Genomic DNA, 15,540 nt, shown 5'->3' with positions numbered 1-15,540 from the left:
ACGTCGTCTCCGCCGGCGCGGTGGAGGGCTCACAGCCGCCCGGCCGGGACCGGAGGTTCGCGGCCCGCCGGGAGCGGCAGGACGGCCTCCACGACGGTGCCGCCGCCCGGGGCCGCGCCGACCACGCACGTCCCGCCCAGCTCGGCGGCGCGCTCGCGCATCGACAGCAGGCCCACGCCGGAGCGGGCCGTCCCCGGCAGCCCCTTGCCGTCGTCCTGCACCCGTACCGTCAGCGACTCCCCGCGGGCCAGCGAGACCGTCGCGGTCCGGGCCCCGGCGTGCTTGCGGATGTTGGTCAGCGCCTCCTGGGCGATCCGGTAGGCGGCCACCTCCGCGGCGGCGGGCAGGTCGGACAGGTCGCCCGTCGTCTCCACGGCCACCACGGGGTCCCCCTCGGCGGCCAGCGCCCGTACGGCCCCGGCCAGGCCCAGCTCGTCCAGGGTCGGCGGGCGCAGGCCGTACACCAGCTCCCTGACCTCCCGGCTGACCGTGTCCATGGCGCCGCGCAGCTCGGACAGCAGCAGGTCGGCCGAGTCGGGGGAGGTGCGCAGGGTGATCCTGGCCATGTTGATCGACATGGCCATGTCGGTCAGCGCGTGCCCGAGCCCGTCGTGCAGGTCGCGGCGCAGGCGGCGGCGCTCCTCTTCGCGGGCGCTCAGGATGCGCTCGCGGGAGCGCCGCAGGTCGGCGGTCATCCGTACGGCGTGCACGACGTCCGCCACGTACGGCGTGGCCGCCGCGATGAGCCGGTCGTTGTGCGCGGCGGCGAACCGGCGGGGGCCGGGGGAGCCCAGCAGCAACCGCCCGACCGGCTCCCCGTGCCAGACCAGCGGCACCGCCCGCGGGGTGGGGCCGAGCAGCCCGATCTCCGCCGGCCTGCCCTCCACGCCGTCCGCCTCGACGGCGACCCCGGTGACGCTCAGCACGTCGCGGATCACCGCGGCCATGGCGGCGAGCGCGTTCGCCGGCTCGGTCTGGGCGGACTCCGCGGCCAGTCGCGCGGTCAGCGCCCGCGGGTCGCCGCGCGTGCCGTACAGGAGCCGGTCGGCCCACAGCCGCAGCACGCGGCGGAGCGGGTGGAAGACCGCGCCGGCGAACAGCGCCGCGATCGCCCCGCCGACCGGGGCGTAGTCGGACAGGAACAGCCCGGCCACGGCGCCCGCGCCGAAGTAGACCACGCTGACCGCGGCGATCAGCCCGGCGGCCACGAAGGCGCGGCCGGCCACGGTGTCGATGCCGTAGAGCCGGTAGCGCAGCACGGCGAAGGCGATGGAGACCGGGATCAGCCCGGTGAGGACGGTCGCCGGCAGCCACCAGGCGGGACCGCCGAGCAGGACGACCACGTACAGGCCGAACGTGCTCAGCGGCCAGGCGATCTGGCGGCGCAGCACCGGATCGGCGCCCCGGAAGCGGACGGCCAGGGAGATCAGGGCCAGGACGGCCATGGCGTTGATCGCCCACGTCGAGGCCAGGAGCATCCACTCCATGTGGGGGGCCAGCGCCTCGACGGCGAACGGGTTCGGGACGATCCTCGGCAGCGGGTAGTTCCGGAGCGACGGGGTCGGTCGGGTGATCGCGCGGAACCCCTCCGCCGCCATGACCGCGAACGCCAGCGCCGCCACCGGGCGCCAGCGCCGCGAGGGCAGCCGCCCGTCAGGGGAGTACAGCGGCAGTACGGTGGCCAGCAGGATTCCGCCGAAGATCCAGCCCAGGCCGGAGATGTGGCGGTAGTACCCGGCGGCCGTCATCGCGCCGTCGGCGCCCGAGCGCAGCATCATGGCGCCGGCGAAGGTGCTGACCGCGCAGCCGAACCCGCCCAGGCACATCAGCCACGCGGTGGGCGGGCGCGAGCGGTGGGCCAGCAGGAACGCCCCCACCAGCGGGAAGGTCACGCCGACCGACATCTCCGGAGTGGCGGGCACGTCCCCGGCCCAGCCCGGCGGGAGCTGCCGGTAGGTGACGTAGCCGGCGACGGTGAGCGTGACGGACACGACGGCCGACACGACGGCGACGATCCGCCGGGGCGAGGTGAGCAGCGCGCGCCGGGCGGACCACCCCGCCACCGCTACCTGCCCGGTCCGCCGGGGTTGACCAGCCCCGACTCGTAGGCCACGACGACGAGCTGGGCGCGGTCGTGCAGCCCGAGGTGATCCAGGAGCCTGGTCACCGACTGTGCCACCGAGTGCTCGGGCACCGACAGGGTCACGGCGATCTGGCGGTTGGTGAGCCCCCGGGCGACCAGCTTCATCAGGTCCAGATCGGTGTCGCCGAGGCCGGCGAGGGCGGGCGGGACCGAGGGGTCGGCCCGTCCGGCGAAGGCCGCGATCAGCCGGGTGGTGACGGCGGGGTCGATCAGCGCGTCCCCCGCCTGCGCGGCCCGCATCGCGCTGATGAGCTGCTCGGGGGCGGAGGTCTTGAGCACGAAGCCGCTCACCCCGGCGCGCAGCGCCGCGTACAGGTTGTCGTCCGTGCCGAACGTGGTCATCATGATCACCTTCGGCGGCGCGTCGTCGGCCAGGATGCGCCGCGCGGCGGTCAGACCGTCCAGCCGGGGCATCTGGATGTCCATCAGCACCACGTCGGGGGAGGTCTCGCGGACGGCCGCGATCGCCCGCTCGCCGTCCTCGGCCTCGGCGACCAGCTGGAAGCCGGGCTCGCTGTCCAGTACGACCCGCAGGCCGGTGCGGACCAGCGCCTGGTCGTCGGCCACCACCACGCGCAGCGTCCGCGGCCCGCTCGCCTCCGTAGAGGCCGCGGAGGCCGCGGAGGTCGCGGAGGCCACGGTGTCCCGGACCTCCCGGGCCTCCCCGGCGGCGGGTGGCGCGGGCGGCAGGTCCAGATGGGCGGCCTGCGCCAGCATGTCGGACTCCAGGCGCTGCAGGGCCGGGCCGAGGTCCAGGCCCAGCTCCTCGCGCAGCAGCGCACGGGCGCGCCGCAGGGCGCCCAGCGCGTCACCCTGCCGGCCGCTGCGGTAGAGCGCCAGCGCGAGCAGCCGCCAGGCCTCCTCCCGCAGCGGGTGGGCGGAGGCGTGGGCCTCCAGGTCGGCCACCAGCGCGCCGGACTGCCCGAGCCGCAGGCCCGCGTCGGCGCGGCGCTCCACCGCGACCAGCCGCAGCTCCTCCAGCCTGCCCGCCTCGGTCGCCGCCCACTGCAGGTCGGAGAACTCGGCCAGGGCCGGTCCCCGCCACAGCGCGAGGGCCCGGCCCAGGCGCTCCCACACCTCGGCCGGTTCGCCCGTCGCCTTCACCGCGCGCTCGAACGTCCAGGTGTCCACCTGGTCGGGGGCGGCGCGCAGCGCGTAACCGGGCGGGGCGGAGACCAGGACCTCCGCCTCCTCCCGGGGGGCGCGGCCGGGCTCCAGGGCGCGCCGCAGGCGCGAGACGTATCCCTGGACGGTGGACAGGGCCTGGGCGGGGGGCTCACCGGGCCAGAGCTCGTCGATGAGCATGCTCACCGGTACGGCACGGCCGCCCGCGACGAGCAGCCGGGCCAGCACGGCCATCTGGCGCTGCCCGCCGAGATCGACGAGGTCCCCGCCATGGCATGCCTGGAACGGTCCCAGGGCCCGAAATGTCAGCATCGCAGGCGTAAGCGTAGAGCCACCGCGTCCAATGTCATACCAGCTCCACCTGCCATCGTTCGCCGACTGAAGAGAATCATCGGGAGTCGAAACCCCACATTCAAGGTGGGCGGCGGCACCACTTCGGTCACAGATCTCCACCCTGAAAGGGGAAAATCCCTTTAAGGGTGAAATAACCGAATATGTAGCGCTATGCCGGGAGTTGGCGGGTGCGCCGGACGGCGCGGCGGCCGCTACCGCAGCCGGTACCGCAGCCGGTGCCGCAGTCGAAGCCACAGCCGGTGTCGCGGCGTTCCGCCCCCAGGCCGGCGTCGCTTCCGGGGGAACCCGGCTCGGTTCGCGCATCGCCCCAGCCCTCCATTCCATGACCGGGGGACCGTACCGCGCGGGAACAGCAATCGGATCAACAACGGCTCAACGCGCCCGGCGCCGGACCGGCCGCCGCGGTCACGCCTCCTGAGAGGCCGCGCGGCGGCGCAGGGCCGGGCGGATCGCGAGCAGGCCCGCCGCCGCGGCCAGGTTGACGCCGCCGACGGTCAGCCACAGCGTGACGGGGCCGGCCGTGAGCAGGTGGGTCCCGACCAGCGGGGCGAGCATCGCCCCGCCCGACATGGCCAGGCCGTACATGCCGGCGTAGCGTCCGCGCAGGTGGGGTGGGGCGAGGATCGCCACGATCGCGCCCGGCAGCCCCGCGGTGAGGATCTCGCCCAGCGTCCAGACGACCACGCCGGCCGCGTACCCGGCGATGCTGGAGACGAAGGCGGTCAGCGCGAAGCCCGCGCTGATGACGATCAGGCCGGCGGCGAACACGGTGCCGGGGTCGCGCCTGCCGACCCAGTCGCCGGTCAGCGGCTGCAGGACCACGATCAGCACGCCGTTCACCGCGATCACCAGGCCGTAGTCGACCGTGGAGAAGCCCGAGCCGCTCATCGCCACCGGCAGGGTGGTGAACGCCTGGGAGTAGGCCATGCTGTACAGCAGGGAGATCAGGCAGTAGACGACCATCAGCCGGTCGCCGAGCAGCGCGGCGAGCCCGCCGCGCGGCGCTCCGGCACGATCCCCGGGCGATGCCCCGCCGTCCCGGAGCCGGTCGCCCTCGCCTCGGAGTCCGCCACCGTCCCGGGACCGGCCGTCCCCGTCCCCGTCCCGGGGCCCGGTGCGGCCCGCGCGCCGGGGCAGCGTCTCGGGCACCGCCCGCCACACCAGCAGGCCGAAGGCCAGCGAGGTGAGGGCGTTGACGGCGAACATCCAGCCGTACCCGGCGCGGGCGAGCCAGCCCCCGGCGACCATCGCCACCGAGAAGCCCAGGTTCAGCGCCCAGAAGAGCAGGCCGTAGGCGCGCGGCCGGTCCGCGGGGGAGACGAGGTCGGCCACCAGCGCGTTGGAGGCGGGCCGGTAGGCGTCGATCGCCAGGCCGAGCACGAACATCGACGCCACGATCGCCGGGAACGAGCTGCTCGCGCCCAGCGCCGCCATGCCGGCGGCGGTCGCCGTCATGCCGCCGGCCAGCGTGATCCGCCTGCCGTACCGGTCGGCCAGCCAGCCCGCCGGGACCTGGGAGATCAGCGAGCCCGCCCCGAACACCGTCATCACCGTGCCGGCCGCGGCCAGGGACATGCCGCGGGACTCGATCAGGTAGACGCCGATGAACGGCTGGACCATCATGCCCACCCGGTTCACCAGCGTGCCGGCCCACAGCGCCCAGAACGGCCGGGGCAGGCCGCCCAGCTTCGACCGCAGGAAACCGGGGGAGCCGGAGGGATCGGGGGAGCCGGGGGAGCCGGACGGTGAACCGGGCCCGGCGAGGGTCGTGCTCGTCATGACGGCAGGATTGGACAGGCGGGCGGCCGGGCGCGAATCTTTTAGCCGTGCCTAAAAAGTCCTGCCACGTAGAGTGGATCTTCGCCCCCGAGGACGTCGCGCGGATCCGCTTCGCGTTCTCCCCGCTCTGGGAGCTGGTGGCCAGCCTGCGGGTGATCCGCCACCCGGCCCGGCACTCCCTGCACCTGCCGTGGGCGCGCGCGGTGCGCGACCGGGTGGCCGCGCTCGACATGGCGGAGCTGTTCGCGCTGGTCCCGGTCCGCGGCTACTTCGCCGACTTCCTCACCCCCACCCCCGAGACCCCGCTGCCCGACTTCGCCGCCGAGCTGGACCGGGTACGGCGCACACCCCCGGAGCGGGCGGCCGAGGAGGTGGGCTGGGTGCCGGAGGCCGACCCCCGGATCGTCGCGCGGTTCACCGCCGACCCGGAGGCCGGGGTGGCGCGCGTCGCCGACGCCCTGGAGCGGTACTGGGAGGCGGCGTTCGCCGAGTTCTGGCCGCGCGTCCACGGCCTGCTGGAGGCCGACGTGCTGCGCCGCTCCCGCAGGCTCGCCGCGGGCGGGGCCCGGGAGCTCTTCGCCGACCTGCACCCGAACGTGAGCTGGCGCGGCGACCGGCTCGCCGTCGTCCGGAACTGGGAGTACTCGGCGCCGATCGGCGGCGACGGCCTGGTGCTCGTGCCGACCGCCTTCTACTGGCCGGACACCGCCACGATGGTCGAGCCGTACCAGCCGATGCTCGTCTACCCGGCGACGGGCGTCGGCACGCTGTGGACCGACGGCCCGCCGCCCGCCCCCGACGCCCTCGCCGCGCTGCTCGGCCGTACCCGGGCCCGGATCCTCACCGCCCTGGGCGAGCCCGCGACCACCTCGGCGCTCGCCCGGCGGATGGACCTCACCCCCGGGGCGGTCAGCCAGCACCTCACCGTCCTGGCCGGCGGGGGGCTGGTGACCCGCCGCCGTCTCGGCCGCGAGGTCGTCTACCGCCGCAGTCCGGTGGGCGACTCCCTCGCCTGCGCCCCCTGAGCCGCCGGGCCGGGCCGTGCCGATCCGGGACGGACGGGACGCGCCGGTCCCGGGCCGCCGGGCCTACCCGCTCCGGGCCACCGGCCCGTACCCGTCCCGGGCCGCCGGGCCGGCCGTGCCGTACCGGCTGGACTCCAGGAGCCACTCCAGTTGCGCCCGCGGCGCGGCCAGGAAGGCGCACGCGACCTTGCTGACGTCCCTGGCCTGGGCCGCCGACAGCGCGAACCGGTCGAACAGGCGGGGCAGCCGCCGGGCCGCGGCGCGCTGGTCCTCGGCGCGCTCGGCGATCCGGTCGCTCACCCAGGCGACGGCCTCCGTCTCCGAGAGCCCGAACGCCCGCGCGGCGACCGTCACGTAGTTGTGCACGTCGCCGTTCGCCCGCTCCTTCGGATACGACGCCACGTCGTTGCACCAGGCCGTCACGTCGTTGCAGGCGTCCAACAGCGTCCGCCAGGTCACGCTCTCCCGCAGCCCCGGCGGCACCTCCACCCCCAGGCAGGGCTCCACCAGGTCGAACAGGTACGGCCCGGCGGTGCCCCGGCGCAGCGCCGGGTACTCCGCGGGCGAAGGCACCCGCCCGGCGCACCGGTTCTCCGCCTCCGCGCGGCAGGCCGCCCCCTGGGCCACCAGCCCCCGGGCGAATCGCTGCCGCCACCGGGCGCTCATCCGCCCGGCCGTGGCCCGCCACAGGCCGGCGAACGACGCCTCCACGGGCGGGCGCTCCCCGTCGGACCCACAGGCCGGGCCCGGCACGAGCGGCGACGCCCGGGTCATGAGGCCGAGGCGGGCGAAGGCGGCGTCCACGGTCTCGGTCACCCGCCCGGCCGGCTTCTCGTCCCACTCGTCGTCGAAGCAGAACAGCCAGGTCAGCCACTTGGCGAACAGCAGCGTCGCGTCCTCGCCGGCGTCGGCGAGCGCCCGGCCCGCCATCCGCTCGAACCGCGCCCCCGGGGGCGGCTCCAGCCCCGTCTCGCGGGCCCACCCGGCGAGCGACGCCCCGATCCGGTCGATCGCGGGGTGCATGCGGCAGGGCGCGCCCATCGACGGGACGCGCTCGACGAGGGGCAGGAGCAGGGACGCGGCCGTGACGGGGGCGTGGGCCCGGGACGGCCACCGCTCCACCTCGCGGGGCGCCGCCCCGCATGTCCTGGCGAGCACTACAGCGGCCCGAAGAGCCAGTTGCCGGACGCGTTCGGGTCGGCGCTGGTGTAGTACTGCCGGACCGCCTCGACCAGCTCGCCGACCGAGATGATCCCGTCCCGGTCGCGGTCGAGCCGGTCGAACGCCACGTCCACGTCGTCGTGGGCGGTGCCGAAGGCGGTCAGCGCGATCCGCAGGCCGGCCGGCCGGACCGACCCGTCCCCGTCGGCGTCGCAGAGCCACGCGACCGCCTCGGCGGCGGGCCGGAACACCGGGTCGAACCGGTCGCCCTCCACGAACGCCGAGATCATGCCGGCCCGGAAGCCCTCCGGGGAGATCACGCCGTCGCCGCCGGTCGCGGCCGACAGCGTCGCCCAGACCGCCTCCAGCCCGCCGACGAGCCGGTTGCCCGCCGGAGAGGTCGGTGACTCTCCGAAACCGACCAGGATCCTGGCGCCCAGCCCGAGCATGTCGTCCCGTACGGCCCGGCCGTCGCCGTCGACGTCCAGGTGCCCGAAGGCACGGTCTAATTTGTGCTTGAGAAGTTCGGTGCTCACGGCAGACCCCCGTGTTACGTGAATGGCGCGAACGATTACGCTAGGTGACGATAGCGAGGTGATTCCAAGAGCCATTCCAGGTAGGCCCTGGGAATGGTCAAGAAAGCGCACGTGACCTGGATCACCTCCCGGGCGGCGGCGGTGTCGAGGCCGCGCCGCTCCACCACCTGCGGGATCGCGCGGGCGGCCGTCCACAGGTCGTCCATCCGCTCGACCAGCCGGTCGGTCACCCACGCCACGGGGTCCCCGCCGCCCGCGCCGTTCCCGCCGTCGGGCCCGGCCGTGCCGTTCCGGCCGCCCGTGGAGCCGGGCAGTTCCGCCGTGGAGCCGGTGAGCCCGCCCGTGGAGCCGGGGAGTCCGGCCGCCGCCGTCAGGTAGCCGTCCCCGGCCACCAGGTCCGTACACCACGTGACCACGTCGCAGCTCGCCTCGACGACAGCCGCCCAGTGCGGGCTCCGCCGTACGGCCGCGGGTGCCTCCACCCCGGCGCACGGCTCCACCAGGTCGAACAGGTAGCGGCCGAAGCGGTCCCTGCCGAACGGCGGGTAGTCCCCGGCCGCCGGGGCGGCGCGGAGCAGCGCCGCGCGCTGGGCGGCCAGCCCGGTCAGGAACCCCTCGCGCCAGCCGTCGCTCATCCGCGGCGCGCAGGCCCGCCACAGGTCGGCGAACGCCCGCTCCACCGCCGCCGGGCCCGGCTCGTCCCCGCGCGCCACCCGCGGCACCCCGGCCAGCGCCGCGGGGTCCTCGCGCGCCGCGGACATCCAGACCAGCCAGCGGGCGAACATCGTGGCCGCGTCCGCGCCGTACCGGGCGAACGCCCTCCCGGCCAGCAGGTGCGCGCCCCCGCCGGGATCGGCCCGCAGGCCGTGCCGCCGCGACCAGGCGATGGCCGCCGCCTCGATCCGGTGCACCGACGGGTGCACCGGGCACGGTACGGCCAGCGCCGCGAGCCGCTCGGTGAGCGAGATGGGCGAGATGGGCGAGATAGGCGGCGCGGCGGGCGCGGTGCCGCCCGCAGGTCCGTGCCGCAGTCCGGTGCGCATCGTCTTCCTCCCCGGGAGAACAATCGGTCCGTTCCGGCCGGGAACGAGTGACCACCTTGATCTGGTCGGCGGGGTTTTAGCCGCTTTGACCTGGGCAAACTCGGTTCCGGCTGCTGGGAGTCTCGCACCACCGGTCACGCCGGACGGCCGGGACGCGCCAGTCGCCGGGCCCGCGGGCGGTGCGGCCGATGCGCCTTCCCGCCGCTCTTCTCGTAACGTGTGCGAAACACCAAGCGGGCAGACTGATACGCGGCCAGGAGTGTCGCACCCGGTCGGTAATGGAGGAGGAGCCGTGGACCGCCAGCAGGAGTTCGTTCTCCGCACCCTTGAGGAACGCGACATCCGGTTCATCCGGCTGTGGTTCACCGACGTGCTGGGCTTCCTCAAGTCGGTGGCCATCGCACCCGCCGAGCTGGAGGGGGCATTCGCCGAGGGCATCGGCTTCGACGGCTCCTCGATCCAGGGCTTCGCCCGGGTCTACGAGTCGGACATGCTCGCCAAGCCCGACCCCTCGACGTTCCAGATCCTGCCCTGGCGCAGCGAGATGCCGGGCGCGGCCAGGATGTTCTGCGACATCCTCATGCCGGACGGGTCACCCTCCCACGCCGACCCGCGCTGGGTGCTCAAGCGCACCCTGGCCAAGGCCTCCGACATGGGGTTCAGCTTCTACACCCACCCCGAGATCGAGTTCTTCCTGCTGAAGGAGCGGCCGCAGAAGGGCGCCCGTCCCGAGCCGATCGACGACGGCGGCTACTTCGACCACACCCCGCACAGCTCCGGCCACGACTTCCGGCGCAACGCGATCATGATGCTGGAGTCGATGGGCATCTCCGTCGAGTACAGCCACCACGAGGGCGGCCCCGGCCAGCAGGAGATCGACCTGCGCTACGCCGACGCGCTGACCACCGCCGACAACATCATGACGTTCCGCCTGGTCATGAAGGAGGTCGCGCTGGAGCAGGGCATCTGGGCGAGCTTCATGCCCAAGCCCTTCACCGAGCAGCCCGGCTCGGGCATGCACACCCACATGTCGCTGTTCGAGGGCGACCGCAACGCCTTCTACGAGCCCGGCGCGGAGTACCAGCTCTCCAAGGTCGGCCGTTCCTTCATCGGCGGCCTGCTCGCGCACGCCGCGGAGATCACCGCCGTGTGCAACCAGTGGGTCAACTCCTACAAGCGGCTGTGGGGCGGCGCCGAGGCGATCGCCGGGGCCGGCGGCGAGGCGCCGAGCTACATCTCCTGGGGCCACAACAACCGCTCGGCCCTGGTGCGGGTGCCGATGTACAAGCCGCACAAGGGCGGCTCGACCCGCATCGAGTTCCGCTCCCTGGACTCGGCCTGCAACCCCTACCTCGCCTTCGCGGTGATCCTGGCCGCCGGGCTGAAGGGCATCGAGGACGGCTACGAGATGCCCCCCGGCGCCGAGGACGACGTCTGGGCGCTGACCTCGGCCGAGCGCCGGGCGCTGGGCATCCGCCCGCTGCCGCAGTCGCTGGACGAGGCCATCTCGGTCATGGAGCACAGCGAGCTGGTCGCCGAGACCCTCGGCGAGCACGTCTTCGACTACTTCCTGCGCAACAAGCGCGCCGAGTGGCGCGACTACCGCCGCCAGGTCACCGAGTTCGAGCTGGGCCGCTACCTGCCGGTGCTCTGACCGGCGGGACCCCCGTCCCGCGTACCACCGGCGGGGTCCCACGGCCCCGGGGCCCGCCGGCGACGCCGGCGGGCCCCTGACGCGCGCCTACTCGGGTCTTCTGTCGTGGACGGTGGCGAGCTCGGCGAGCCCCGAGATGGCCAGGACGGGGGACAGCAGGTCGTTGGCGATGACCGTGATGCGGTCGGCGTGGGTGAACAGGACGCTCAGCCCCGCGCTGTCGAGATACTCGACGTCGGTCAGGTCGAGGACCAGGGGGCCCGGGACGCGGTCGAGGGCGGCGGCGAGAACGTCGGTGTTGCTCATGTCGATCTCACCGGCGACGGTCAGGAGGGCGACCCCGTCCGGGCGATGTCCGGAGGTGAGGGTAAGGGGCGTGGTCATCAGGCGATCCTCATGAGCATGTCGACGGTGGTGCCGGACGGGCTGGGCGTGATGGTGACCTGTTGCATCATGGCGCGCATCAGGGCGACGCCGCGGCCGCGGTGGGCGTTCGCCTCGGGCTGGGGAAGTTTCCATCGGCCGCTGTCGGCGACGGTGAGGCGCAGGTTGTCGACGAACGCCTCGGCCCTCAGACGGACGATGTCGCCGGGGGCGTGGCGGTGGCCGTGCTCGATGGCGTTGGCGCACGCCTCACCGGCGGCGACGAGGACGTTCTGGACGGTCTGGGCGGGCAGGTCGCACTGGGCGAGCCAGTTCCGCAGCGCGCTGCGGACGGGTGCGAGCTGGGACGACTCGGCGGGGAAGGACACCTCCAGCGGCGTGGGGTGGCGGTAGAGCAGCAGGGCGACATCGTCGTTGTAGCCGTCGGCGGGCGCCAGGCGGCTCATCACCTGCGTGGCGAGGTCGTCGACGGCGGCGTCCCGGCCGTCCTGGACGGCCCGGCTGGCCCGGTCGATGCCCGCGTCCAGCGGGTGACGGCGACGCTCGACCAGGCCGTCGGTGTACAGCATGAGCGTGGCGCGGGCGGGGATGACGGTCTCGATCTCGGGGCGGGCCCTGCCCGGCCGGGCGGCCAGGGGAATGGAACGCCCGCCGTCGAGCAGGCTGGTGGTGCCGTCGGGGTGGGCGAGGATGCCCGGCGGGTGCCCGGCGCTGGAGTAGGTCAGGAGCCCGGTCACCGGGTCGAGGACGCCGCAGAAGGCGGTGGTGCACTTCGCGCCGGGGACACCGGCGGCGAAGTGGTCCAGGGCCATGAGGGTGCGGGCCGGACTGGCGTCCTGCAGGAGCAGCGCGCGGCACGCGCTCCGCAGCTGCCCCATGACGGCGGCGGCCTCCACGCCGTGCCCGACGCAGTCGCCGACGACGATGCCGATGCGCCCGTCGGGCAGGGTGATGGTGTCGTACCAGTCGCCGCCGACCTCCAGGGGGCGGGTGGCGGGCTCGTAGCGGACGGCGAACCCGTCGGGAAGCCGGGCGGGACCGAGGATGGCGCGCTGCAACGCGATCGCCGTCTCGCGTTGCTGGTCGATCTGGTGGGCGCGGACCAGACCCTGGGCGAGATATCCGGCCAGCAGCGACAGCAGCAGCTGGTCCTCGCCGGTGAAGGGCCGGTGGCCGCCCAGATCGACCCACAGCGCCAGCGGGCCCTCGGGATGCTCCAGCAGGACGCCCATCCCGGTGTGGTCGGCGACGGGAGCCAGCAGAGGCCGCTCCCGCAGGCCGGCGAGCGCCCGGCGGTGTTCGGCGGAGAGCCCGTGCCAGCTCGTCGACTCGTCGGTGGCGGTCAGGGTGGGCTCGTCGCCGTCGAAGACGGCGGCCAGCACGCACCGGGCGCGCCACAGGCCGTGCAGCTCCCGCAGGGCGCCGGCCAGCGCGTCGGGGAGGTTCACGGCCCGGGACAGGGTCGTGCTCAGCGAGGCGAGGGCGCTCTCACGCTGGATGGCGTAGTGCTCGGCGGTGACGTCGCGGAACGTGCCGACGACGACGCGGCGCCCGGTGTCGGGGTCCTGCGCGTGGTTGAAGCTGGCGCTGACCCACACCCGGTGCCCGTCACGGTGGATGACGGGGATGGTGTAGCCGCCCTTGTCGCGGCCGAGAAGGTCGGAGAAGGCGTCGGCGACCTGCCGGTGGGCCTCCGGGTCGGTGTCGGCGTCCGGCCACCACGGGTGGATGGGCGCGTAGGGCAGGTCCTCCGGGCCGTAGCCGAGGACGTCGGTGAACGCGCTGTTGATCTCGACGACGGCGCCGCTCTCGTCGCAGACGAAGAACGCCTCCTGCAGCGAGTCCACCAGGGCGGTGCGCCAGCGGGCCTGGTGCTGGCGCAGGCGCGCCATCTCCATGTTGGCCCGCACCCGGGCGAGCAGCTCCGCGGCGGCGAACGGCTTGACCAGGTAGTCGTCGGCTCCGGCCTGGAGGCCCTCGATGGACTCCTCCTGGCCCGCCCGCGCCGACAGCAGCAGGACGGGGACGGCCGCGGTGCGCGGGTCGCTGCGCAGCGCCGAGACCAGGGCCAGGCCGTCCATGCGGGGCATCATCACGTCGCTGACCACGAGGTCGGGTGCGTCGGCGCGGATGGCGTCCAGGGCCTCCCACCCGTCGCCCGCGGTGCTGACGAGGTATCCGGCGCCCTTGAGAAGGCGGACGAGGTAGTCGCGCATGTCGGCGTTGTCGTCGGCGACCAGCACCCGCGCCGAGACGGCCGGGCCGGCGCCGGGGGAGGCGGAGGCGTCGTGGGGCGGCGTCTCCGCGGCGTCCGCGGTGAACGCGGCGTCGTCCGCCGGCAGCCAGCGCAGCGCCTCCTGGACGTAGGGCGCGGCGGCGGCGGAGCCCGCGGCGGCGGAGTCGGCGGCCGTCCCGACCGCCTCGGGGGGCAGGTGCGCGGAGCCGAACGGCAGGCTGATCGTGAAGCGGGTGCCCTCATCCTCGACGCTGTCGGCGACGATGGTGCCGCCGTGCAGGCCGACCAGTTCCCGGACGAGGGCCAGTCCGATGCCGCTTCCCTCGTTGGACCGCGAGCGGGCGTTGTCGATGCGGTGGAACCGCTCGAACAGCCGCGGCAGCTCCTCGGCCGGGACGCCGATGCCCGTGTCGGTTACGGTCACCACCGCGTGGTCGCCCTCCCCGCGCACCGTGACGCCGATCGAGCCCTCGAAGGTGAACTTCAGGGCGTTGCTGAGGAGGTTGAGGATCACCTTCTCCCACATGCCGCGGTCGATGTACACCGGCTCGTCCGTGGGGGCGCAGTCGACCCGGAACTCCAGGGCGGCCCTGTCCACGGCGGAGCGGAAGAGGCTGGCCAGCTCGGCGGTGACCGCGGCCAGGTCGACGGGTTCGTAGCGGGCCCGCATCCGGCCGGCCTCGATGCGGGAGAAGTCCAGGAGGGTGTTGACCAGCTTGCCCAGCCGCAGTCCGTTGCGGTGGATGGCCTCCAGCTCGTCGCGCACCTGCGCGTCGGCCCCCTGCAGCCGGGTGCGCAGCTCCTCCACCGGCCCCATGATCAGCGTCAGGGGGGTGCGGAACTCATGGCTGATGTTGGAGAAGAAGACGGTCTTCGCGCGGTCCAGCTCGGCCAGCTCCTCGGCTCGCCGCTGCTGGGCCTGGTAGCTGCGGGCGCTGGCGATCCCCGCCGCGACATGTCCCGCGGCCAGCTCGATGAACCCGCGGTAGGCGTCGTCCAGGGGCCGGTACCGGTTGAGCGCGGCCACCAGGAATCCGTACGGCGCGCCGCCCTGCTGCAGCAGCGGCACCACCAGCGCCTGCGTGGGCGGCTCCCTCCAGTCCCCGGACGGGAGGCCGGTGAACGCGTCGCCGCCGAGCGTCACGAGCACCGGCTCCCCGCGGGTCGGCGCCGCCGTGGGCCACATCCCGTCCGGATCGTCGAGCGGCAGGGTGGCCGGGGCGACCGGGTGCCCGGCGGGGATCCCGGTCGTCCCCGCCAGCCGCGCGCAGTCGTCGTCGAGCAGGTAGGTCAGCGTGAACGGAAGGTCCTGCAGGTTGCGGCCGAGCTGGCGGCAGGCGAAGGCCAGCATCTCCTGCTCGGTGCGGACCACACTCGGATCGGAGCCGAGGTCCCGCAGCGTCGCCATCCGCCGCTCGCCGATGACCCGCTCGGTGTCCTCGCTGACGACGCACAGCATGCCGACCACCGTGCCGGCGTCGTCCCTGAGGGGGCTGTAGGAGAACGTGTGATAGGTCTCCTCCGGGTAGCCGGCCCGCTCCAGGAACAGCAGCAGGGCCTCGTCCCAGGTCGCCTTCCCCGTGGTCAGCACGGTGCCGATCCGCGGGCCGATGTCGCCCCAGATCTCCGCCCACACCTCGTCGGCCGGTCGGCCCAGTGCCCACGGGTACTTCCGCCCCAGGGTGTCGCGGCGGTAGGCGGCGTTGCAGAAGAACGTCAGTTGCGGCCCCCACGCCATCCACATGGGGAACCGGGACGCCAGCAGGATGCTCACCGCCGTCTGCAGGCTCTGCGGCCACTCGGCCGGCGGCCCGAGCGGGGTCGCCCGCCAGTCCACCATCGCCAGGTCCTTGCCGACCTCGTCGTCGGCGGCGAACACCTGAGCCCCGGCCGCTTTCACCGGTCCGTGCTCAGCGTCGTCGCGGTGCGTCATCTGACACCCTTTCTTCGCGCCGGGCCCAGCCTCGCGCGCCGGGTTCGTCACCGTGCCGCCGCGCGACAGGCGCCGTCCCCGCCTGCGGAGATCGGTGACGCGGCCCGCGGGGCCGGCTGACCGTCCACCGGACGAATCGGCATAAACCAGGGCATTGGTGAGGCGAC

At 74.3% G+C, this 15,540-nt stretch carries 10 protein-coding genes; 2 read left to right on the top strand and 8 right to left on the bottom strand.

What is annotated here, in order from left to right; translation table 11 throughout:
* Positions 1-29: 29 nt before the first annotated feature.
* The 3 genes from HDA43_RS05310 to HDA43_RS05300 all read right to left on the bottom strand — a co-directional run bounded on the left by HDA43_RS05310 (position 30) and on the right by HDA43_RS05300 (position 5,401).
* On the bottom strand, positions 30-2,063 hold the full coding sequence (locus tag HDA43_RS05310; protein ID WP_179818602.1) for a sensor histidine kinase: 2,034 nt from the start codon (positions 2,061-2,063) through the stop codon (positions 30-32).
* 2 nt (positions 2,064-2,065) lie between these two features.
* A complete protein-coding gene (locus tag HDA43_RS36305) occupies positions 2,066-3,580 on the bottom strand; it encodes a BTAD domain-containing putative transcriptional regulator (protein WP_179818601.1) in 1,515 nt (504 codons plus the stop codon).
* Between the two features lie 447 nt (positions 3,581-4,027).
* Positions 4,028-5,401 (bottom strand): MFS transporter, encoded by a 1,374-nt coding sequence (locus HDA43_RS05300; RefSeq protein WP_179818600.1) that lies wholly within the window; start codon positions 5,399-5,401, stop codon positions 4,028-4,030.
* Positions 5,402-5,448: 47 nt separating this feature from the next.
* Here HDA43_RS05300 and HDA43_RS36300 point away from each other — a divergent pair, with 47 nt between their 5' ends.
* Complete coding sequence (locus tag HDA43_RS36300) at positions 5,449-6,426, top strand: ArsR/SmtB family transcription factor (protein WP_179818599.1); 978 nt, start codon at positions 5,449-5,451, stop codon at positions 6,424-6,426.
* 63 nt (positions 6,427-6,489) lie between these two features.
* On the opposite strand, the gene HDA43_RS05290 is transcribed toward HDA43_RS36300, so the two are convergent.
* Genes HDA43_RS05290 through HDA43_RS05280 form a run of 3 tightly spaced genes read right to left on the bottom strand, consistent with a single transcriptional unit; the run spans position 6,490 to position 9,166 of the window.
* Complete coding sequence (locus HDA43_RS05290) at positions 6,490-7,584, bottom strand: terpene synthase family protein (protein WP_179818598.1); 1,095 nt, start codon at positions 7,582-7,584, stop codon at positions 6,490-6,492.
* The gene (locus HDA43_RS05285; RefSeq protein WP_179818597.1) at positions 7,584-8,123 is read right to left on the bottom strand and encodes an EF-hand domain-containing protein; all 540 of its coding nucleotides are present in this window, start codon (positions 8,121-8,123) and stop codon (positions 7,584-7,586) included. Before HDA43_RS05285 ends, HDA43_RS05290 begins: the two co-directional genes overlap by 1 nt.
* Positions 8,124-8,158: 35 nt before the next feature.
* Positions 8,159-9,166: a terpene synthase family protein gene (locus HDA43_RS05280; protein WP_179818596.1), complete on the bottom strand. Its 1,008-nt coding sequence runs from the start codon at positions 9,164-9,166 to the stop codon at positions 8,159-8,161.
* A 292-nt stretch (positions 9,167-9,458) separates the two neighbouring features.
* Between HDA43_RS05280 and glnA2 the strand changes: the two genes are divergently transcribed.
* Entirely contained in the window at positions 9,459-10,820 is a 1,362-nt protein-coding gene (gene glnA2 / locus HDA43_RS05275) for a gamma-glutamylpolyamine synthetase GlnA2 (protein ID WP_179818595.1), read from the top strand.
* Between the two features lie 87 nt (positions 10,821-10,907).
* Here the strand turns inward: glnA2 and HDA43_RS05270 are convergent, their stop codons facing one another.
* On the bottom strand, positions 10,908-11,204 hold the full coding sequence (locus HDA43_RS05270) for an STAS domain-containing protein (protein WP_179818594.1): 297 nt from the start codon (positions 11,202-11,204) through the stop codon (positions 10,908-10,910).
* Entirely contained in the window at positions 11,204-15,373 is a 4,170-nt protein-coding gene (locus tag HDA43_RS05265) for a SpoIIE family protein phosphatase (protein ID WP_179818593.1), read from the bottom strand. Before HDA43_RS05265 ends, HDA43_RS05270 begins: the two co-directional genes overlap by 1 nt.
* Positions 15,374-15,540: the final 167 nt, after the last annotated feature.

Origin of the sequence: Streptosporangium sandarakinum (genome assembly GCF_013409935.1) — a bacterium.
Lineage (GTDB): Bacteria > Actinomycetota > Actinomycetes > Streptosporangiales > Streptosporangiaceae > Streptosporangium > Streptosporangium nondiastaticum.
Note: the sequence above shows the minus strand (reverse complement) of the source record. Positions and strands in the feature narration are given on the sequence as shown.